Annotated in this window: 17 protein-coding genes and 1 pseudogene; 11 read left to right on the forward strand and 7 right to left on the reverse strand. The window is 68.4% G+C overall.

Features of this window, described 5'->3' with window-relative positions; translation table 11 throughout:
* Window positions 1-15: 15 nt before the first annotated feature.
* Window positions 16-552: a hypothetical protein gene (locus tag NU688_RS24250; protein ID WP_257863374.1), complete on the forward strand. Its 537-nt coding sequence runs from the start codon at window positions 16-18 to the stop codon at window positions 550-552.
* 196 nt (window positions 553-748) lie between these two features.
* The gene (locus tag NU688_RS24255) at window positions 749-1,990 is read left to right on the forward strand and encodes an MFS transporter (RefSeq protein ID WP_257863378.1); all 1,242 of its coding nucleotides are present in this window, start codon (window positions 749-751) and stop codon (window positions 1,988-1,990) included.
* A 136-nt stretch (window positions 1,991-2,126) separates the two neighbouring features.
* Here the strand turns inward: NU688_RS24255 and NU688_RS24260 are convergent, their stop codons facing one another.
* On the reverse strand, window positions 2,127-2,519 hold the full coding sequence (locus tag NU688_RS24260; RefSeq protein ID WP_257863610.1) for a tautomerase: 393 nt from the start codon (window positions 2,517-2,519) through the stop codon (window positions 2,127-2,129).
* 97 nt (window positions 2,520-2,616) lie between these two features.
* On the opposite strand from NU688_RS24260, the gene NU688_RS24265 reads away from it, so the two are divergent.
* Entirely contained in the window at window positions 2,617-3,099 is a 483-nt protein-coding gene (locus NU688_RS24265; protein WP_257863379.1) for a helix-turn-helix domain-containing protein, read from the forward strand.
* A 6-nt stretch (window positions 3,100-3,105) separates the two neighbouring features.
* Here NU688_RS24265 and NU688_RS24270 read toward each other — a convergent pair whose 3' ends face one another.
* Genes NU688_RS24270 through NU688_RS24280 form a run of 3 tightly spaced genes read right to left on the reverse strand, consistent with a single transcriptional unit; the run spans window position 3,106 to window position 6,250 of the window.
* Window positions 3,106-4,401 carry an AI-2E family transporter gene (locus tag NU688_RS24270; RefSeq protein WP_257863380.1) on the reverse strand — a complete coding sequence of 432 codons (1,296 nt, stop codon included), beginning with the start codon at window positions 4,399-4,401 and terminating at the stop codon, window positions 3,106-3,108.
* Window positions 4,398-5,144: a LytTR family DNA-binding domain-containing protein gene (locus NU688_RS24275; RefSeq protein ID WP_257863381.1), complete on the reverse strand. Its 747-nt coding sequence runs from the start codon at window positions 5,142-5,144 to the stop codon at window positions 4,398-4,400. Before NU688_RS24275 ends, NU688_RS24270 begins: the two co-directional genes overlap by 4 nt.
* Window positions 5,141-6,250 (reverse strand): sensor histidine kinase, encoded by a 1,110-nt coding sequence (locus NU688_RS24280; protein ID WP_257863382.1) that lies wholly within the window; start codon window positions 6,248-6,250, stop codon window positions 5,141-5,143. Before NU688_RS24280 ends, NU688_RS24275 begins: the two co-directional genes overlap by 4 nt.
* 22 nt (window positions 6,251-6,272) lie before the next feature.
* Here NU688_RS24280 and argH point away from each other — a divergent pair, with 22 nt between their 5' ends.
* The 5 genes and pseudogenes from argH (at window position 6,273) to NU688_RS24305 (ending at window position 15,321) form a co-directional block, all read left to right on the forward strand.
* Entirely contained in the window at window positions 6,273-7,670 is a 1,398-nt protein-coding gene (argH, locus tag NU688_RS24285; protein ID WP_257863383.1) for an argininosuccinate lyase, read from the forward strand.
* Between the two features lie 134 nt (window positions 7,671-7,804).
* Window positions 7,805-9,283 (forward strand): rhomboid family intramembrane serine protease, encoded by a 1,479-nt coding sequence (locus NU688_RS24290; RefSeq protein ID WP_257863384.1) that lies wholly within the window; start codon window positions 7,805-7,807, stop codon window positions 9,281-9,283.
* 182 nt (window positions 9,284-9,465) lie between these two features.
* Window positions 9,466-10,692, forward strand: a complete 1,227-nt coding sequence (locus tag NU688_RS24295; RefSeq protein WP_257863385.1) for an efflux RND transporter periplasmic adaptor subunit — start codon at window positions 9,466-9,468, stop codon at window positions 10,690-10,692.
* Window positions 10,693-10,701: 9 nt separating this feature from the next.
* Window positions 10,702-13,882 (forward strand): annotated as a pseudogene (locus NU688_RS24300) (efflux RND transporter permease subunit).
* On the forward strand, window positions 13,882-15,321 hold the full coding sequence (locus tag NU688_RS24305; RefSeq protein ID WP_257863386.1) for an efflux transporter outer membrane subunit: 1,440 nt from the start codon (window positions 13,882-13,884) through the stop codon (window positions 15,319-15,321). Before NU688_RS24300 ends, NU688_RS24305 begins: the two are co-directional and overlap by 1 nt.
* Window positions 15,322-15,324: 3 nt before the next feature.
* Here NU688_RS24305 and NU688_RS24310 read toward each other — a convergent pair whose 3' ends face one another.
* The gene (locus NU688_RS24310; protein ID WP_257863387.1) at window positions 15,325-16,635 is read right to left on the reverse strand and encodes a DUF4013 domain-containing protein; all 1,311 of its coding nucleotides are present in this window, start codon (window positions 16,633-16,635) and stop codon (window positions 15,325-15,327) included.
* Window positions 16,636-16,644: 9 nt separating this feature from the next.
* The gene (locus NU688_RS24315; RefSeq protein ID WP_257863388.1) at window positions 16,645-17,184 is read right to left on the reverse strand and encodes a hypothetical protein; all 540 of its coding nucleotides are present in this window, start codon (window positions 17,182-17,184) and stop codon (window positions 16,645-16,647) included.
* 157 nt (window positions 17,185-17,341) lie between these two features.
* On the opposite strand from NU688_RS24315, the gene NU688_RS24320 reads away from it, so the two are divergent.
* The 3 genes from NU688_RS24320 to NU688_RS24330 are packed head-to-tail and all read left to right on the forward strand — an operon-like array spanning window position 17,342 to window position 19,509.
* Window positions 17,342-17,917 carry an RNA polymerase sigma factor gene (locus NU688_RS24320; RefSeq protein ID WP_256219423.1) on the forward strand — a complete coding sequence of 192 codons (576 nt, stop codon included), beginning with the start codon at window positions 17,342-17,344 and terminating at the stop codon, window positions 17,915-17,917.
* A gap of 25 nt (window positions 17,918-17,942) precedes the next feature.
* Window positions 17,943-18,710: an anti-sigma factor domain-containing protein gene (locus tag NU688_RS24325; protein WP_257863389.1), complete on the forward strand. Its 768-nt coding sequence runs from the start codon at window positions 17,943-17,945 to the stop codon at window positions 18,708-18,710.
* A 31-nt stretch (window positions 18,711-18,741) separates the two neighbouring features.
* Complete coding sequence (locus NU688_RS24330) at window positions 18,742-19,509, forward strand: SGNH/GDSL hydrolase family protein (protein ID WP_257863390.1); 768 nt, start codon at window positions 18,742-18,744, stop codon at window positions 19,507-19,509.
* Window positions 19,510-19,516: 7 nt separating this feature from the next.
* On the opposite strand, the gene opgC is transcribed toward NU688_RS24330, so the two are convergent.
* The gene (opgC, locus tag NU688_RS24335) at window positions 19,517-20,659 is read right to left on the reverse strand and encodes an OpgC domain-containing protein (RefSeq protein ID WP_257863391.1); all 1,143 of its coding nucleotides are present in this window, start codon (window positions 20,657-20,659) and stop codon (window positions 19,517-19,519) included.
* Window positions 20,660-20,823: the final 164 nt, after the last annotated feature.

Below are 20,823 nucleotides of genomic sequence, written 5' to 3' on the forward strand. Positions count from 1 at the left end.
CTCATCCGCACCTCCATGACCAAGATCCAGTTCCGCCGCAAGCTCATCGTCATCATCCTGCTGTGCGTGGCGGTCACGGGGGCGGTGGTGCGGCACTACGCGGAGCGCGGCACGACCACCCGCGACATCGCCACGCTGCTGATGGTGCTGTGGGTGCCGATCATCGGCAACGTGATCGCGTGGCTCATCGGCAAGCTGCCGCGCCGCGCGCCCCGGCCCGTGCAGGCCGAGCCCGCGAGCTTCGATGCGCGGGGCGCGTTCACGCTGCATCGGCGGGTCGCGCTCACGCTGCGGCCGGCGGCACTGCCGGTGCACGATGTGCCGCTGGGCGCCGGGGAATACCGCGGCGCGCTGGTGATCGACAAGGAAGGCTTCTCGGCCCGATGGATCGTGCCGCAGGGCGAGGCGCTGGCGCGCGGCGAGCCGCACACGATCGACATCGAATTCCTCTCGCCGGACCTGGCCCTGCCGCGCTTTGCACCCGATGCGGAATTTCGCGTGCTGGTCGACGACCTGTTCGTGGCCGACGGCCGGGTGCTGCAACCCACGTAGCACCGTCGGGTGGCGATAGCCATCACCAAGGCGGCAGTCACGCTCTCGACAGCAAAAAAGGGTCGATTGTTCGCTGAAGGGAAACTGACTACTGCCGCGAGCCCTCTTTGTCGCGCGGCAGTCAGCTCCCAAACTCCCTGGACTCCCGCAACAAGCATCGGCACGCGCTTCGCCGATGCGCCCCAGGACCCCTCCCATGATGAATGCACCCAGCAGCACGCCCTGCATCGACGACCTGTCGTCGTCGCCCGAACAGGTCAAGACGACCCGCTCCGCCTGGCTCGCGGTCAGCTCCATTGCCGTCGGCACCTTCGCCATGGTCTCGACCGAGTTCATGCCCATCGGCCTTCTCACCGACATCGCGCGCGGCCTGAACGTCTCCGACGGCACGGCCGGCCTGATGATCACGATGCCCGGCGTGCTCGCCGCCTTCGCCGGGCCGGCGCTGATCGTCGCGTCGGGCAAGCTCGACCGGCGCACCGTGCTGATCGCGCTCACCACCTTGCTGATCGCCTCGAACCTGCTCGCGGCCTTTGCACCCAACTTCGCCACGATGCTCGTCGCGCGCCTGCTGCTGGGCCTGTGCGTGGGTGGTTTCTGGACCTTCGCACCGGCTGCTGCCACGCAGTTGGTGCCCGATGCCTCGAAGGCGCGCGCCATGTCGCTGGTGCTGGCCGGCGTGTCGGCCGCCACGGTGCTCGGTGTGCCCGCGGGCTCGTTCCTCGGCACGCTCTTCGGCTGGCGCGCTTCGTTCGCGGTGACGGGTGCGCTCGCCGCGGTGGTGCTGCTGGTGCAGCTGTGGCTCTTGCCTGCGATTCCGCCGGTGCGCGCCATCGGTGCGCGCGACCTGCTCACGCCGCTCACGCGCCGCATGGCGCAGGTCGGGTTGCTCGCGGTGCTGTTCTTCATCGCCGGCCATTTCGCGGCCTACACGTATCTCAAGCCGCTGCTGCAGCAGGTGTTCGGCCTGGACCCCAACGCGGTGTCGATGCTGCTGCTGGTCTACGGCGCGGTCGGCTTCATCGGCACCTTCGTCGGCGGCAGCCTGGTGGCGCGCAGCGTGCGCGGCACCACCTTGCTGGCGGCGCTGATGCTGGCGACGGCATTGCTGCTGTCCACGCTGATCGGCAGCGGCTTCGTGCCCGGCGCGGTCGTGGTCTTCATCTGGGGCGTGGCCTTCGGCCTGATCCCGGTGGCGCTCACCGGCTGGATGATGGAAGCCGTGCCCGATGCCCCCGAAGCCGGCCAGGCGCTGCTCGTGAGCGGCTTCCAGGTGGCGATCGCCTCGGGCGCGCTGATCGGCGGCCTCACGGTCGACAACTTCGGCATCTCCAGCGCGATGGTGCTCAGCGGCGTTCTTGTGCTGATCGCCGCGCTGATCGTCGGAACGCTGGGCCGGGCGCGCGGTGGTCCGGTGCTGGCTACCTTGCCCGAGTGACTGGTCCCGCAGCCTTCCTGCCTGCCGCCGCGATCGCATCGAGCACCACGCGCAGGGCCTTGTTGACCGGCTTGTCCCGCCGGATCACAACGGCCAGCGTGCATTGGCATCGCGCTGAACCGATGCATCCCGGCGGTCAGCCGGCCTCGTCCTCCGACCACTCCGGGCTGTAGCCCCCCAGCGTCGGGTGGTACATCTCATCCCCCGAATGCTGGGTGAATTCGACATTGAGCCGGTCTTCACGCAGCCCCAGTATCTCGATGCAATCGCGGCACAGGGCCTTCGCGACTTCGAGCCGCAGTTCGGCGGAGCGGCCGCGCCGGATGTCGCACATGAGCACCGACACCTCGGTGGCCTCGCCGTCCACCATGCGCCAGACGCCGCCTTCGCCCACCTCGCGGATCGCGACGCTGATGCGGCGGATGTCCACGCTCATCAGTTGCGCATAGGTTTCGCAGAGCTTGCGCGCGAGGCGCTTCTTGTCGGCCACTTCGTGGCGGCCGTTCACGTCGAGCTGGAGGTAGGGCATGCCGCGCACCTTACGGAAATTCGATGCCATCGGTTGCGTTGCAGGCATTCAGGTTTTCATTTGCCACCGAAAGGCCATCCCCGGTCTAATACGGGCCATGGCCAAGAGACGAAGCCTCAAATCAGACACCTGCCCGATGGCGCGCTCGCTCGACATCGTCGGCGACCAGTGGTCGCTGCTCATCATCCGCGACGCGTTCGACGGCATGAAGCGCTTCGGCGAATTCCAGCAGAGCCTGGGCGTGGCGAAGAACATCCTCGCGGACCGGCTGAAGAACCTGGTGCACGAAGGCGTGCTCGCGCTGGTGCCCGCATCGGACGGCACGATGTACCAGGAGTACGTTCTCACCCCCAAGGGCAACGGCCTCTTCCCCGTGGTGGTGGGTCTCAGGCATTGGGGCGAGCAACACCTCTACGGCAAGGGCGAGGCGCACTCGGTGCTGCTCGAGCGCGACAGCGGCAAGCCGGTGCGCAAGCTCGACCTGCGCACGCACGACGGCAAATCGCTCGATGCGGCCGACACGTTCGTGAAGAAGCTGCCGGTGAAAAAAGCGGTGCGCGGCAAGGCGCAGCCGGGCTGAGCGCCCCTATTCGCCCAGCAGTTCGCCGATGGGCTGCAGGTCTTCCACACGGTCGCAGATCGACTTGATCACCATCGTGATCGGAATGCCCAGCAGCAGCCCCCAGATGCCCCAGAGCCAGCCCCAGAAGATCACGCCCACGAACACCGCCACCGGGTTCATGCGGCTGGTTCGGCTGGTGAGCCAGGGCATCAGCAGGTTGCCCACGACCGTGTGGATGGCCAGCGATATGCCGCCCACCAATACGCCCATCTGCAGGCTGTTGAACTGCAGGAACGCCACCAGCCCCGCCGCCACCAGCACGATCACTGAGCCGATGTAGGGAATGAGGTTGGTCACGGCCGCGATGATTCCCCAGACGGCCGCGTTCTCCACGCCGATGACCCAGAACGCCAGCCCGGTCGTCAGCCCCACCACCACGCTGACCAAAATCTGCACCAGCAGGTAGCGCTCGATGTTGCGGGTGATGTCGTCCAGCACATGCACCGTGACCTTCTTCTTCTGCAGGCTCGACCCGGTGATCTTGATGAGCTTGCGGCGGAAGGTGTCGCCCGAGCACAGCGCGAAGTAGGTCAGAAAGGCCACCAGCGTGAGCTGCCCCAGCGCGCTCAACAGGCCGACGGTGCCGCTGAGCAGGTAGTCGCGCACGTTGAAGCCGGGCCGCTCGATGATGACGCGGGCCACGCCGCGCCGCGAGGCGACGCGCGCGGAGTTCTCCTCCGCGGCTTTCTCGAGCTGCGCGGCGGCCTGCTGCACGCTTTCGAGCGGCGTGGCGCTGGCGCCCTTGTCGCGGCGCATGGCCTGCCCGAGCTTCTGCGCGGCGACCGGCAGCGAATCGACCAGCTGCGATGCATTGGCCGACAGCGAATAACCCGTCCAGCCGATGCCGCCGAACAGGCCCACGAGGATGAACGCGGCGCCGATCCAGCGCGGCAGGTGCCAGCGGTGGAGCATCTCGACCAGCGGCGACAGCGCGTAGGTCAGCAAAAGGCTCAGCATCAGCGGAATGAACACCGCCTGGCCCCACTGCAGCGCAAAGACGCTGGCCAGCACGGCGAGCACCACCAGCGAGGCGCTGCGCACATCGACCGGCATGTGCAGCAGCAGGCGCCTGCGCGCCGCGGCGGGCGTCTCGGTGGGAGATGCGTCGTCGGCGTCTGCTGCGGGCGCTGGCGCCGAAGCAGACGCACGTGCAGGCGAAGGCGACGGCTCGGGCGCTTCGGTGGCCGGAGGCTCGGACGCGGGCTCCGGGGTTTCAGCGGCCTGGGGCTTCTCGGGCGGAGCACTCTTTTCCTCGGTCATCGCGCCTCCTTGAGTACTTCGCGCACAGCGGCCAGCTGGCGACGCGACACCGCGACGGGTTCGGGAATCGCATCGAGCCGCAGGGCCCAGCCTTCGGCGTCTTCGCCGTCATCGTATTTCTCGAGCGCGCGGATGGCCGAGCGGGCGACCAGCGCATTGCGATGCACCCGCAGGAAGCGGTTCGGATAGCGCTCCTCGAACTCGTTGAGCGAGCCATCCAGGATATGGCTGCGCGTGGCGGTGCGCACGGTGAGGTACTTGTATTCGGATTTCAGGTACAGCACCTCGGACAGCGGCACGCGCTCGGCGCGGCCGCGGTCCTGGATCAGCACGGTCTCGGGCACCGCCTCGGCCTGCAGCGCGCGGCGCTCCTTCAGGAAGCGCTCGGCCTTCTGCAATGCCTGCTGCAGCCGCTCGGCGCGCACCGGCTTGGTCAGGTAGTCGACCGCGTCGAGCTCGAAGGCCGTGACCGCGTGCGTCGCATGCGCCGTGACGAACACCACGGCCGGCGCATCGGGGTTGCTGCGCAGCGCACGCGCCACCTCGATGCCGTCGACGCCGGGCATGTGCACGTCGAGCAGCACGAGGTCCAGCGCCATCGTGGCCAGGTGCTGCTGCGCCTCCGCACCCTGCGAGGCCTCGGCCACCACCTCGGCGGCGGGCGAACTGCAATCGCGCAGCAGGGTGCGCATGCGGGAACGTGCCAGGGCTTCGTCGTCGACGATCAGGGTCTTGAGGGTCATGATTCGGCGGGGATCGCGATGCGCACCCGATAGTTCTTTTGATCCATGCCGGCGCTGAACTGCATCTGCATGTCGTGCAACAGGCGCAGCCGGTCGCGCACGTTGGCCAGCGCAATGCCGTGGCCGCGCGGCAGCGGCTCGTCGGCCCAGCGCAGCGGCGGCAGGCTGTTGACCACCTCGATCACGACCATGCTGCCGCGCCGCTCGGTGCGGATGCGCAGCTTGGCACCCTCGGGACTCGGCTCCACACCGTGCTTGATGGCGTTCTCGACCAGCGGCTGCAGCAAGAGCGGCGGCAGGCGCGCGTTGCTGGCGGCGGCGTCGAGGTCCCAGCGGATGCGCAGGCGCTCGCCGAAGCGCACCTGCTCGATGGCCAGGTAGCGCTCGGCCAGCGCAATCTCGTCGGCCAGCGTGCCCGATTCGCCCGGGTCGGCCAGCGCCTGGCGGAACAGCTCGGCCAGGTCTTCGAGCATGGTCTCGGCCTTGGCGGGCTCCTCGCGCACCAGGGCGATGGCGCTGTTGAGCGTGTTGAAGAGAAAGTGGGGACGGATACGCGACTGCAACTCCTCGAGCCGGGCCGTGGTGGCGGCGGGCGTCTGGCCGCGTGCGCGCAGGGCCATCGCGGTCATGACCAGCCCTGCGAAGAGCGCGCCGGCCAGTCCGCTGGCCAGCCACGGCGCATTGGCGAGCACGCCGGTCAGGCGCAAGAGGCCGCAGCCATAGAGCGATGCCAGCGCGCCCAGCACGGCACCGGCCGCGTACTGCCACTGGCGCGGCAGGCGCCGCAGCTGCTTCTTGAGCCCGCAGGCCGTGACCAGCCAGAGCAGCGTGGCGGGCAAGGCGCCGCCGGTGACGGTGGCGGTCTGCACCAGCCATTCGCCGGGCGTGGAGACCACGAAGAGCGCGGCGATGGCCACCACCACCTCGACGAACACCACGGTGCGCAGCACCACCCCGATCTGGCACGCATCGAACAGCGACGGCCCACCGCGCAGGGGCACGCGAGCCCTCTCCGACGGCGTCGGGGGCGTGGAGCCAGAGCTGGCCGATAAAATCGCCGGGTTGCGCATCGCAGACATCACAGTTACATCGGGTGACCAACCCATTATTGCCTCCTGGACGGCTCCCATGACCCAAAACCAACTCGACAAGAAATCCGAAGCCTGGTCGGCCCTTTTCTCCGAACCGATGAGCGACCTGGTGAAGCGCTACACCTCCAGCGTCTTCTTCGACAAGCGCCTCTGGCAGGCCGACATCGAAGGCTCCCTCGCCCATGCCGGCATGCTCGCCGCCCAGGGGATCATCCAGAAGCAGGACCACGCCGAAATCGAACGTGGGATGGCGCAGATCCGCAGCGAAATCGAGTCCGGCGCCTTCGAGTGGAAGCTCGACCTGGAAGACGTGCACCTGAACATCGAGGCGCGCCTGACCCAGCTCGTGGGCGATGCCGGCAAGCGCCTGCACACCGGCCGCAGCCGCAACGACCAGGTGGCCACCGACGTGCGCCTCTGGCTACGCGGCGAGATCGACCTCATCGGCGACCTGCTCACCGAACTGCAGAAGGCGCTGGTGGACATCGCCGAGAAGAACGTCGAGGTGATCCTCCCCGGCTTCACCCACCTGCAGGTGGCCCAGCCGGTGAGCTTCGGCCACCACATGCTGGCCTACGTGGAAATGTTCAGCCGCGATGCCGAGCGGATGGGCGAGGTGCGCCGCCGCGTCAATCGCCTGCCGCTGGGCGCCGCCGCCCTCGCCGGCACCAGCTACCCGCTGGACCGCGAACTGGTCGCCAAGACCTTGAACATGGACGGCGTCTGCCAGAACAGCCTGGATGCCGTGAGCGACCGCGACTTCGCGATCGAATTCACCGCCGCGGCGAGCCTCTGCATGGTCCACATCAGCCGCATGAGCGAAGAACTCATCCTGTGGATGAGCCAGAACTTCGGCTTCATCCAGATCGCCGACCGCTTCACGACCGGCTCGTCGATCATGCCGCAGAAGAAGAACCCCGACGTGCCCGAGCTCGCGCGCGGCAAGACCGGCCGCGTGGTCGGCCACCTGATGGCGCTCATCACCCTCATGAAGGGCCAGCCGCTGGCCTACAACAAGGACAACCAGGAAGACAAGGAGCCGCTGTTCGACACCGTCGACACGCTCAAGGACACCCTGCGCATCTTTGCCGAGATGATCGGCGGCATCACCGTCAAGCCCGAGGCGATGGAAGCCGCGGCGCTGCGCGGCTACGCCACCGCCACCGACCTGGCCGACTACCTCACGAAGAAGGGCCTGCCCTTCCGCGACGCGCACGAAACCGTGGCCCATGCCGTGAAGGCCGCCACCTCGCACAAGGTCGATCTGGCCGAGCTACCGCTGGCGGTGCTGCAGCAGTTCAACCCGAACATCGAGAAGGACGTGTACGACGTGCTGAGCCTGCGCGGCTCGCTGAACGCACGCAACATCCTGGGCGGCACCGCGCCGGCTCAGGTGAAGTCGCAGATCGCGCGCCACCGCAAGCGGCTCGGCTGAACGTGTTGGCCCCCCGGCTTTTCACTCGCTGCGCTCGTGTAACTCCACCCCCCGAGGGGGAGGCGCGGCTCGCCTTGGGGCAGCCCGGCGGCGGCCGCCCGCTGCCGGCAACCTCGGCGCGCTGAAGGCACCACATGTTCTACGCCATCCCGCTCGAAAACAAACCGAGCTGGCGCAATCCACCGTGGCTGACGGTGCTGCTGATCCTCGTGAACATGATCGTCTGGTGGGGGCCGCAGACCAGCGAGGAAAACGGCCGCGAGCGCGCCGCCCAGTACTACGTGAAGAGCGCGCTGCCCGCGCTGGAACTGCCGCCCTTCGTGGAGTGGCTGAAGAAGACCGACGCGAAGCGCGGCAAGCTGGGCGAGCGCATGTTGAAGGCCGAGGCCTACGACCAGCTGATCCAGGCCATGGAACAGGACCGGGCCTTCCAGAAGAAGCTGAAGGCCGAAGAGATCATCACGCCCGCCCACCCGCAGTACGCCGAGTGGAAGCGCGACCGCCAGCAGTACGAGTCGATGCTGCCCGCCCCCTTCACCGAGCGATGGGCGCAGGACTACGCCAAGGACGCCGGGTTCAGCAAGCCCTGGACCCTCATCACCTCCGCCTTCCTGCACGGCAGCACCGGTCACCTGCTGGGCAACATGCTGTTCCTCTTCCTGTTCGGTGCCTCGGTCGAGCTGGCGCTGGGCCGCAGCACCTACCTCAGCTTCTACTTGTTGGGCTGCGTGGGCGCCTCGGCGTTGGCGGCCTGGGCCTATGCGGGCAAGGGGAGCTTCGGGCTGGGCGCCTCGGGCGGGGTCTCGGCGCTGATGGGCATGTACGCGGTCATGTACCGGCTGCGGCGCATCCGCTTTTTCTACCAGCTGTTCTTCTACTTCAACTACGTCAGCGCGCCGGCCCTGCTCCTGCTGCCGGCCTGGATCGTCAACGAGCTGATGCAGCACTGGCTCGCCGACGAGGGCGTTGCCTACATGGCGCATTTGGGTGGCCTGCTCACCGGCGCCGCGCTGATGGCCGGCGCCATGCTGCTCGGCCGCGTGAAGACGCCCGAGACGGTGAAGTCGGAAATGGTGAACGACGACGACCGCTTCGATGCGCACGTGGCCGCCGCCCGCCGGCTGGGCGCCGCGATGAAGTTCGAGCAGGCCGCCGCCGAGTGGCGCGCCGCCGCGGCCCTGCGCCCCGGCGACACCGACACCCTGCGCGCCTGGTTCAACACCGCACGCCTGCAGCCCGCGAGCGAAGACTTCCACCAGGCCGCGCGCCGCATCTTCCGCCTGCCCGCCACCGACCCCGAGACGATCGCCCTGCAGCACGCGAGCTACCGCACCTACCTCGACCAGGCCAAGCCCGGCCTGCGCCTGAAGCCCGACGACATGGCGCGGCTCGCGCGCCGGTTCGCGCGCATCCGCGAATTCGGCGATGCCGACATGCTGTGCCGCATCCTGCTGAAGACGGCGCCCGACCATCCGCAGCTGGCCGATACGCTCTCGGTGTGCGCCAACGGCCTGCTGCACGCGGGCGAGCGCGAGAAGGCCATCGGCCTCCTGCCGCACCTGCTGCGGCTCGCGCCCAACGACATGGTCACGCGCGCCCTGCAGCGCGCCTGAAACCACGCCCCTCCTCCGTTCTCCGGGGGCTGTCATGCCCCTGTAGACCGCCGCAGCCACCATGTGGCACTGCAATTGCTGCGTCCCGCGTGTAAAGCCGGCCCTTGCGCCCGCGCCTCGTTGAACTTGAGGCTGCCCGCCCGCTCAATCTGGAGCTTTTGCCTACTTCCATTGCCTGATTCATGCCTGACCACACCCCCTCCCGCTTCGCCCTGCTCTTGACAGCCCTGGCCATCGCCGCGCTTGCAGGGTGTTCACGCACCAGCGTGGAGACGCCCGGCGCAGCCAAGGCGGCCGCTGCCGCACCAGAAAAGGAAGTCGGCGCCATCACCCTGAAGCACGAAACCCTCGCCCTGAGCACCGAGCTCCCCGGCCGCACCGCCGCGCCGGTCATCGCCGAGATCCGCCCGCAGGTCGGCGGCATCCTGAAGGAACGGCTCTTTACAGAAGGCTCGCAGGTCAAGGCCGGACAGGTGCTCTACCAGCTCGACCCGGCCTCGCTGCAGGCGGCGCATGCCAGCGCCCAAGCCAGCGTGCGCAAGGCCGAATCCGCTCTGGCCACGGCCCGCACTGTGGCGAAGCGCAACGCGGAACTGGTGAAGATCGACGCCATCAGCCGCCAGGTGTTCGACGAATCGCAGGCGGCCGAGCAGCAGGCCGAAGCCGATCTCGGCGTGGCCCGCGCGGCCGAGCAGACCACGCGCATCCAGCTGGGCTACACGCGCATCACCTCGCCAATCACCGGCTGGGCCGAACTCTCCACCGTGACCCCGGGCGCGCTGGTCACGGCCAACCAAACGGCGGCCATGACCACCGTGCAGCAGCTCGACCCGATCCACGTGCATGTCACGCAATCGAGCAGCGAGCTGCTGCGCCTGAAGCGCGAGCTGGCCAGCGGCCGGCTGCAGCGCGCGAACGGCGCCGAGGCGAGCATCCAGTTGCTGCTCGAAGACGGCAGCAAGTACCCGCATGCCGGGCGCCTCACCTTCAGCGGCGTCACGGTCGATGCGGGCACCGGCAGCGTCACGCTGCGTGCGGTGGTGCCCAACCCCGACCGGCTGCTGATGCCCGGCATGTACGTGCGCGCGGTGCTCCAGGAAGGCGTGAACCAGGCCGCGCTGCTGGTGCCACAGCAGGCCGTCACGCGCGCGCCGGACGGCAGCGCCTCGGCGCTGGTGATCGACACCGAGAACAAGGTCGCCAAACGGCCGATCAGCGTGGGCCGCGCGGTCGGCACGCACTGGCAGGTGATCGACGGCCTGGCCGCGGGCGACCGGGTGATGATGGAAGGCTCGCAGCGGGTGAAGGTCGGCGACAAGGTGCGCGTGGTCGACCTGGGCGCGAAGCCGGTGACGAGCCCCGTGGCGGCCGTAGCACCCGACGCGGCTTCCGCAACGCTCGCGCGCTGAGGCCCCGCCATGGCCCAGTTCTTCATCGACCGCCCCATCTTCGCGTGGGTGCTCTCCATCGTCGTCATGCTCGCCGGGCTGATGGCCATCCGCACGCTGCCTCTCGAGCAGTACCCCGACATCGCGCCGCCGCGCGTGTCGATCAACGCCACCTACACCGGCGCCTCGGCCAAGACGGTCGAAGACTCGGTCACCCAGGTCATCGAGCAGCAGATGAAGGGGCTGGACAACCTGCTCTACATGCAGTCGACCAGCAACTCCTCGGGCGTGGCGCGCCTGTCGCTCACCTTCAACGCGGGCACCAACATCGACGTGGCCCAGATGCAGGTGCAGAACAAGCTGCAGCAGGCCATGTCGCGCCTGCCGCAGCAGGTGCAAAGCCGGGGCGTCACCGTCACCAAGGGCGGCAACGACTTCCTGCTGATCGTCTCGATGTACTCGGGCGACGGCAGCGCCTCGGCGGTGGACGTGGGCGACTACATCAGCAGCAACCTGGTCGACGTGATCAGCCGCATCGACGGCGTGGGCGAGGTGCAGACGCTGGGCACCGGCTACGCGATGCGCCTGTGGCTGGACCCCGACAAGCTGCGCAAGTACGCGCTGATGCCTTCCGACGTGGGCAACGCCATCACCGCGCAGAACGCGCAGGTGTCGGCCGGCCAGCTGGGCGCGCTGCCGGCCGGTGCGCAGCAGCAGCTCAACGCCACCATCACCGCGCGCAGCAAGCTGCAGACGGCGGAGCAGTTCGAGAACGTGGTGCTGCGCGCGACGCCCGACGGCGCCGTGGTGCGCCCTGCGCGACGTGGCACGCGTGGAGCTGGGCGCCGAGAACCTCACAGTGCGCTCGCAACTGGGCGGCCGCCCCGGCGCGGGCCTGGGCGTGGTGCTGGCCGACGGCGCCAACGCGGTGCAGGTGGCCGAGGCGGTGAAGGCCAAGGTGGCCGAGCTGCAGCCGCTCTTTCCGAACCAGCTGCAGACCTTCGTGAGCTACGACACCACGCCCTTCGTGAGCGCGTCCATCGACGAGGTGGTGAAGGCGCTGGCCGAGGCCATGCTGCTGGTCGTGCTGGTGATGTATATCTTTTTGCAGAACTTCCGCGCCACGCTGATCCCGGCCATTGCGGTGCCGGTGGTGCTGCTGGGCACCTTCGGCGTGCTCTCCATTGCCGGCTACTCGATCAACACACTCACCATGTTCGGCATGGTGCTGGCCATCGGCCTCTTGGTGGACGACGCCATCGTGGTGGTGGAAAACGTCGAACGCGTGATGCATGAGGAGGGTCTCTCGCCCAAGGAGGCCACGCGCAAGTCGATGGCCGAGATCACGCCCGCGCTCGTGGGCATCGCGCTGGTGCTGTCGGCGGTGTTCATCCCGATGGCCTTCTTCGGCGGCTCGACCGGCGTGATCTACCGGCAGTTCTCGATCACCATCGTCTCGGCGATGGCGCTGTCGGTGTTCGTGGCGCTCACGCTCACGCCGGCGCTGTGCGCGACGCTGCTCAAGCCTGTGGCCAAGGGCCAGCACGCGGTGCCGCGCAAGGGTGTGATGGGCGCGGTCGACCGCTTCTTCGCGGGCTTCAACCGCAACTTCGACAAGGGCGCCGACCGCTACCAGAGCGTCGTCGGCGGCATCGTGCGGCGCGGCAAACGCAGCATCGTGGTGTACCTGCTGATCGCGGCCGCAATGGCGGTGCTGTTCATGCGCCTTCCCACCTCCTTCCTGCCCGACGAGGACCAGGCCTTCCTGCAGGTGCAGGTGACGCTGCCACCGGGCGCCTCGGACGCGCGGCTGCAGCCGGTGGTCGCGCAGATGCAGGACTACTTCACGAAGCAGCCCGAGGTGGTGAGCGTGAACGTCATCACCGGGCAGAACGGCGACCAGAGCTCGGCGCGCGCCTTCGTCAAGCTCAAGGACTGGGCCGAGCGCGAAGGCGAGGGGCAATCGGCCGCGGCGCTCGCCCGCCGTGCCAACAAGGACCTCTCCACCATCCGCGACGCGCGCGTGTTCGTGCTGCTGCCGCCGGCAGTGCGCGGGCTGGGTGCCAACGCGGGCTTCAACTTCTATCTGAAGGACATCAACGGCCTCGGCCACGACGCGCTGGTGAAGGCGCGCGACCAGGTCATCGAGCTGCTTTCCAAGCGCTCCGACGTGGTCGTGAACGTGCGCAGCAACAACCTGGACGACACGCCGCAGTTCGCGGTGGACATCGACGATGCGCGCGCCGGCGCGGCGAGTCTGGCCACGGCCGACATCGACAGCACGCTCTCCAGCGCGATGGGCGGCACCTACCTCAACGACTTCCTGGACAACGGCCGCGTGAAGCGCGTGTACATGCAGGGCGACACCGCCTTTCGCATGCTGCCCGCCGACATCGACCGCTGGAGCGTGCGCAACAGCCTGGGGCAGATGGTGCCGTTCCCCGCGTTCTCGAGTTCGCGCTGGACGTACGGCTCGCCGCAGCTTCAGCGCTACAACGGCAGCCCGAGCTACGAGTTCGTGGGCGATGCCGCACCGGGCGTGAGCTCGGGCGACGCCATGGCCGCAGTGGACGAGGTGATGAAGCAGATGCCGCCGGGCATCGGCTACGAATGGACCGGCGCGTCGTTCCAGGAGCGGCTCTCGGGCGCGCAGGCGCCTGTGCTCTATGCAATTTCGATCCTGTTCGTGTTCCTGTGCCTCGCGGCGCTGTACGAGAGCTGGTCGGTGCCGTTCTCGGTGATCCTGGTGGTGCCGCTGGGCATCGTGGGGGCGCTGCTGTTCACCAGCTTCCGGGGCCTGAGCAACGACGTGTATTTCCAGGTCGGATTGCTGACGACGGTGGGGCTCTCGTCGAAGAACGCGATCCTGATCGTGGAGTTCGCCAAGCAGCTGCAGGAGCAGGGCAAGGGCGTGATCGAGGCGACGCTGGAAGCGGTGCGCCTCCGGCTACGCCCCATCCTCATGACCTCGCTGGCCTTCGGCTTCGGCGTGCTGCCGCTGGCCATCGGCACCGGCGCGGGCGCGGGTGGCCGCCAGTCGATCGGCACCGCGGTGCTGGGCGGCATGGTGGTGGGCACCGCGCTCGGCATCTTCTTCGTGCCGCTGTTCTTTGCGTTGATCCGCGGATGGCTGGAGGGCAGGCGCAAGCCGGCCAAGGCCGAAGCGCCTGACGCATTGCCGGCGACAACCGCGGAACAGGGAGACCACTGATGCGACGCACATCCCTCTCCCGCTTTCCGCTGCGCACGCTGGCCTGCGCGGCCATGGCTTCGGCGGTGCTCTCGGGCTGCATCAACCTCGCGCCCGCCTATGAAACGCCGGCCTCGCCGGTGCCGCAGGCCTTGCCTTCGGGCGGGGTCGCCACGGCCACGCCGCTCGACGTGAGCTGGCGCGATTTCTTCGTCGACAAGCAGTTGCAGGGCGTGATCGAACTCGCGCTCGCCAACAACCGCGACCTGCGCGTGGCGGCGCTCAACATCGAGCGCGCACGCGCCCAGTACGGCATCGCGCGCGCGGGCCTGTTCCCAGGCGTCGACGCCGGCGCGGGTGGCAGCCGCTCGCGCACGCCGGGCAGCCTCGCGACCAGCGGCGAGGCGCGCATCGCCTCGCAGTACAGCGCCGACCTCGGCATGACGGCCTACGAGCTCGACCTGTTCGGCCGGGTGCGCAACCTGAGCGAATCGACATTGCAGAGCTACTTCCAGACCGAGGAAACCCGGCGCAGCACGCAGATCAGCCTGGTGGCGTCCGTGGCCACGGCCTGGCTGCAGCTGGCCGCGGACGAGCAGCGCCTGGCGCTCGCGCGCAGCACGCTGGAGAGCCAGCGCAAGTCCTACGACCTGATCCAGCGCAGCCATGCGCTGGGTTCGCAATCGGGCCTGGCGCTCGCGCAGTCGCAAAGCACGGTGGATGCCGCGCGCGCCGATGCCGCCGCGTTCGACAGCCTGGTGGAGCAGGACCGCAATGCGCTCGCGCTGCTGGTCGGCACCACGCCACCAGTGGAACTGCTGCCGACCACGGCGATGACCGAAGCCGCCCAACTGCTCGTGCCGCCGGCCGGCCTCTCGTCGAACGTGCTGCAGCAGCGCCCCGACGTGCGCGCCGCCGAGCACGCCCTGCGCGCCAGCAACGCCGACATCGGCGCGGCGCGCGCAGCCTTCTTTCCGCGCATCGCGCTCACGGCTTCGGCGGGCACGGCGAGCAGCACGCTCTCGGGCCTGTTCACGAGCGGCAGCAAGGCATGGAGCTTCGCGCCTTCGGTCAGCGTGCCGATCTTCGACGGCGGCGCCAACCGCTCGAACCTGAAGGTGGCCGAGGCGCAGCAGAAGATCCAGCTCGCGACCTACGAGAAGACCGTGCAGACGGCCTTCCGCGAAGTGGCCGACGCGCTGGCCGAGCGCCGCACGCTGGCCGAACGGCTCGATGCGCAGCGCTCGCTGCTGGGCGCGACTTCGCGCAGCTTCGAGCTCTCGCAGTCGCTTTTCAGGAGCGGCGCGACGAGCTTCCTCGATGTGCTGGATGCGCAGCGCGCGCACTACGCGGCGCAGCAGACGCTGATCGGCCTGCAACTCACCGAGCAGACCAACCGGCTCACGATCTACAGGACGCTGGGCGGCGGCTGGAGCGAAGGCGCGGACAGGAACGGTTAACGGTTAGCTGGCTTCCGGCGCCGGCCGCAGCAGCCAGCGCACTTCCTGCGTCTGCTCGCTGTTCGGATAGCGCGACTCCATCGTGGTGAGGATGGGCTGCGCCATATCGGCGCGCCCCAGGCCCTGCACCAGCGCACGGGCCGCGAGTTCATAAGCCTGCGGAATCGCCTCGTGGCCCCGGAAGCGCCGGTCGAAACCCGACAGCAGCGCCAGCGTGGCGTGCGCATCGCCGTTGCGCCATTCGGCCCGCGCCATCGCGATGACCGTGGCCGCGTCGTCGAGCGCGAAGGCCTTGTCCTTCTCGCGGCAGGCCTTGAAGACCTTAAGCGCTTCGGACGACAGATCGCGCCGCATCAGCAGCGGAATGAAGCGCTTGGCCTGATCGAGCATCGTGCTCTGCTTGTCCGGCATCATCGACAGCACGCGGTGGTAGCGGCGCTGCGCGGCCAGGTCGTCGATCGCGGCGGTGCGCTGCGCCTCGTAGGCGGAGCCCAGCGCGGCGGCCAAGTCGCCTTCGGTGATGAACTGTGCCACCTCGGCATCGATGCGCTGCGCGGCGATCTGCGCGGGCGAGCGGCGGTCCACCGGCATGCCTTCGCCCACGCCGCCGCCGGGCACCACGTCGATGCCGAAGGCGTCGTGGTGCTGGTACATCACGTAGCCCAAAAGGCTCGCCATCACCCAGCCGAAGTAGATGAACGCGAAGTTGACGATCGGCAGGATGATGCGGCCGTCGAACATCGGCGCCACCATCGAAATGGCGATCTGCGCGCCCGTGCTCAGCATGAACAGGAACAGGCACAGCAGCGCATAGGGCCAGCCGACGGTGCGGATCGCATCCCACACATGCCCGGGGTTCGTCGCCTGGAAGAAGCTGCCCGACTGCACCAGAACCAGCACCGCGGCCGGGAAACTGAACGACATGACGAACAGCGCCACGGTGCCCAGCACCGGCTCGTACCACGCGAGCCACGCGACCACGGCAGCCTGCATGAGCGAGATGGCGAAGAGCTTCCACGGCAGGTAGGTCCAGTCGTCGCTCGATTCGCGCCCGAAGTCGGCCGATTGCCAGATGCCGCGCGCGCCCAGCGCGGCGATCTTGAAGCCGTAGCGACTGGCCGCCAGCATGATGCCGACTTCGATGACGATGAACGCCAGCACGTCGGGCAGGAAGAAAATCGCGTCGTAGAGCAGGCTGCAGAACGACAGCACGAGGCCGTAGGCCAGCGGCCGCAGCTGGAGCGGAAAGGCGAAGAAGCTGTTGAGGCGGTGCCAGAACGGCGGCGGGGGTGGCAACGAATCCTGGACGATCATGGCCGGCCCCTATTTACGGAAGAACTCGCTCTGGCTCATGGCACCGCGGCCACCCACGCGCACCACCGTGGCCTCCTCGGCGTGCACGAGGCGCACCTGGCCCAGTTCGCGCTCCAGCCGCTGGGTGAAACTGGTCTTGAACTGAAGGAGCGACTCGCCCATCTTGAGTACGTTGGTGCCCTGCACGGTGGCGCTCTTGCGGTCGGGCGCGAGCTCGACGCTGTCGATCTGGTAGTCGTACTCGATGGCAAGGATGCTGCCGACCTGGTCGCTGACCATGCGCAGCTTCTCGAAGGTCCGGTGCTGTGCCTCGCAGGCTTCGTCGCGGTTGTGCGTGGTCTCCACCGTCTTGCCCATCATCGTGGTCTTGCTCTCGATGACGGCCTTGCGGCTGAGCTGCCTGCACAGCTTGTCGGCGTCGTTGGCGGAAATCGCGCGCGCTTCCTTGTAGTAGTAGTCGCGCACCATCGGCTCGTCGAGCTTGCGGCCGCCGATAAAGAAGTACCACGCGCCCACGCAGAGCACGATGACGATCGCAATTTGCTTCATTCCGCCTCCCGCGCATGCGCGGCCCCGCTCCGATTTTGCGGGGCAGTATACGTTAACGAATGTTTCCAAAAACGGTATCTGGAGGCCTGTTGTTTGAATCCGGCGACCCCGCGGGGCCGTACCTTGTCCATGCCCACCGATGCCCGACAATCCGCCGATGACAGCACCCAGCCCCGACGCCGAACTGATGGCGCTGATCGATCGGATCGGCCATCGCGACGAAGCCGCCCTGCGCCAGCTCTACGACCGTACCGCGCCCAAGCTCATGGGTCTGGCGATGCGCGTGGTCCGGCAGCGCGAATGGGCCGAGGATGTGCTGCAGGAGGCTTTTCTGACAGTCTGGCGCGTGGCCGGCGACTACCGCGCCACGCTGAGCCCGCCGCTCGCCTGGCTGGGCCTGATCGTGCGCAGCCGCGCGCTCGACCTCTTGCGCCGCCGCACCGCCGACCGCGCCCAGCTCACGCAGGAATTCGACGAGCTGATGGCCGACACCCTCGAATCGGATGCGCCCAACCCCGCCGACACGGCCGATGCGAGCGAACAGGCCTGGGCGCTGCACCAGTGCCTCCGCCAGCTCGAAGGCAAGCAGCGCGAAGTGGTCAGCCTCGCCTACCTGCGCGAGATGAGCCATGGCGAGCTGGCCGAGCAGCTCAAGCTGCCGCTGGGCACGGTCAAGACCTGGATCCGGCGCGGCCTCGAGAAACTGCGCACCTGCATGGGTCGTTTTGCGTGACGACGGTGAAGAAAGCAGCCCCCTCATGAACCTCACCGCTCACCCCGAACTGCTCGAACTGCTGGCCGCGAGCCACGCGCTCGGCACCCTGCGCGGCGGCGCCCGCCGCCGTTTCGAAGCCCTGGCGCGCGAACAGGCGCCGGTGCGCGCCGCGGCGCTGGTCTGGCAGAGCCGGCTCGCGAGCATGACCGAGCTGCAGAGCCCGATCGTCCCCGACGCCGCCGTCTGGACCCGCATCCGCAACATCATCGACGCCGAGAAGGCGCAGCACGCCATCGAACGGCAGCGCGACGATGCCAATGCCCGGGCCGCCACCGCCACCGTCCAGCCGCAAGGCGGGTGGCTCAGCAGCCTCGCGCTCTGGCGCGGCGCCACGGCTGCCGGCGCACTGGCCACCGTGCTGGCCGTGGTGGTCGGGCTGAACCTGCGCGACCAGCTGGTCAATGCGCCGGCCGTGCAGTACGTGGCCGTGCTGTCCGACGACCAGGCCGCCGCCTCGCTGCTGGTGACCTTCGATCCCCGCAAGAAACAGCTGGTGCTGCAGCGCGTGGGCAGCTACAGCGAAGGCACCGACAAGTCGCTGCAGCTCTGGGCCCTGCCGCCGGGTGGCGCGCCGCGTTCGCTCGGCGTGCTCGACAACGCGCCGGCCCTGCGGCTGGCTGCGTCAGAATCCGATGTGCACCAGGTGCCGACCTTGGCCGTTACCTTGGAAGCCAAGGGCGGCGTGCCACCGGGCAGCGGTCCGAAGGGGCCCATCGTCTTCAAGGGCGCCCTGATCGAAAAAACAATCTGATTTGCTTTCTTCCGTCTTTCCGATGCCTTCGATGAAATCCGCGCTGGCCGCGGTCGCGCTGCTCGCGGCAGCGCTCGCCTCCCACGCCCAGACCGCGTCTGCCGCCTTCCCCTACGAGGCGGACGGCGCCACCGCCGCGGACGCCTCCTCCGAATACCTTGCCGCCAAGGCGCGCTGGCACAACGAACTCGCGGCCTTCGCGCGCGCCGACCAGGAGCGCCTCCCGCCTCCGGGCGGCGTGGTGTTCGTGGGCAGTTCCACCGTCCGCATGTGGACCCGCCTTGCGCAGGACTTTGCCCGCGTGCCCGGCGGCGTGGTCAACCGCGGCTTCGGCGGCTCGACGCTGGCCGACTGCAGCCTGTTCGCCCGCGAACTGGTGGTGCGCTACAAGCCCCGGCAGGTGGTGGTGTACGCCGGCGACAACGACCTGGCCGAGGGCCGCACGCCGCTGCAGGTGCTCGACAGCTTCGCGCGCTTTGCCAACACGGTGCGCGCCGAACTGCCGGACGCGCGCATCAGCTTCGTCTCGGTCAAGCCCAGCCCCTCGCGCGAGCAGCTGATGCCCCAGATCCGCGAGACCAACCATGTGATCTCGGCGTACCTGAACCTGCTTCCCAACAGCGAGTTCATCGACATCTACACGCCGATGCTCGGCGCCGACGGCCGGCCGCGGATGGAACTGTTCCGCGGGGACAGGCTGCACATGACGGATGCGGGCTACCGCCTGTGGCACTCGGTGATCGCCTCGCACCTGCCGGGTGCCGACGCACCGGCGGTGCCGGCCTCCGGCCTGCCCTGAAGCGGCCTCAGGCCTTTGCCGGTGCGGTCGGCATGTCGTCCGCCGGCGGCGGCACATCAGCGCCGCGCGTGAACCGCGCCACGAAGTACATCCCCGCAAACACCGCGAGCAACAGCAGCCCATCGCCCCACCAGGGCCTCGCGGTCTGGCTGTCGCCGTAGAAGGCCAGCACCAGCAGCACCGCCACGAGGTGCGCGCAGAACACGGGCAGCGACGCCGAACCCATTGCCTCGAGCCAATGCAGCCGTGGAATCCGGCGCATCAGCCAGGGCCCGAAGCGCACCGCCAGGATGCCCAGCGCCACGAGGTTCACCAGCCGCAGCGGGCCGAGCTGCCACTTGTCGAACAGCAGGTTCAGCTCCACATCGCCACCGAACGGCGCCTGGCCGTTGATGCCGGTGTGGCGCCAGTAGACCCCGTAGAGCGCGATGCCCGCCGCCAGCACCAGCAGCCACCACGGAAAGCGCAGCGGCCGCGCCTCGGGCCCGTTGCGGGTGGCGCCCAGGCACAGGCCCGCGAACCAGAGGAACTGCCAGGCGTAGGTGTTGAAGGCGCCCATCTCGTGGAACGGCACCGGGATGTGCAGGTAGCGCACGGCCAGCCCGTAGATCCATTCGCTGATGCCGAACTGCGCCGCCGCCCACACGGCGACGCTCGCCACCATCACCAGCGACCAGCCGTGGCGCATGGCGAAGGCCAGCACCCAGGGGCTCATGAGCATGAAGAAGATGTACATCGGCAGGATGTCGAGCAGCGCCGGCTCGTAGATCAGCAGCAGCCCGAAGAGGAAGCCGTCGCGCGGCTCCGCCAGGTAGTACGACACCAGGTTCTTCACCGCCGGCTGGTCGATGTGCAGCCCGAGCGCCGCGATCACGGTGAACAAAAACAAAAGGATCGCCGCCTGGCACAGGTAGACCTTGACCACGCGCCGCCAGAACGCGACACGCATCGATTCGACCCCGCGGACATAACCGATGCGGCTGTAGACCAGCCCCGCCACGAAGGCCGACAGCAGGACGAAGCCCTCGGCGGCCGAGACGAACCCGAAAGGCTGCCCGAGCGGATCGGTCAGCCGCGTGGGGAGGTGGGTGACGGTCATCAGCACGAGCATCAGCCCGCGCAAGGCGTCTATTTCCCAGTAGCGTTTCATCGGTCGGCGGCGAGGTCTTGGTGGCGGTCTGCGCGGCGCACGCACGACGGGATGGATTGTAAGAAGACTGATGCAAACCGCGCCTGACCGGGCCGAAGGCACGAACGGCATATGACGGTTGGCACTGCCGTACTGACGTGCAAATCGGCTACGCTGCGCGCTGC

Origin of the sequence: Variovorax sp. ZS18.2.2, assembly GCF_024701975.1 — a bacterium.
GTDB lineage: Bacteria > Pseudomonadota > Gammaproteobacteria > Burkholderiales > Burkholderiaceae_C > Variovorax.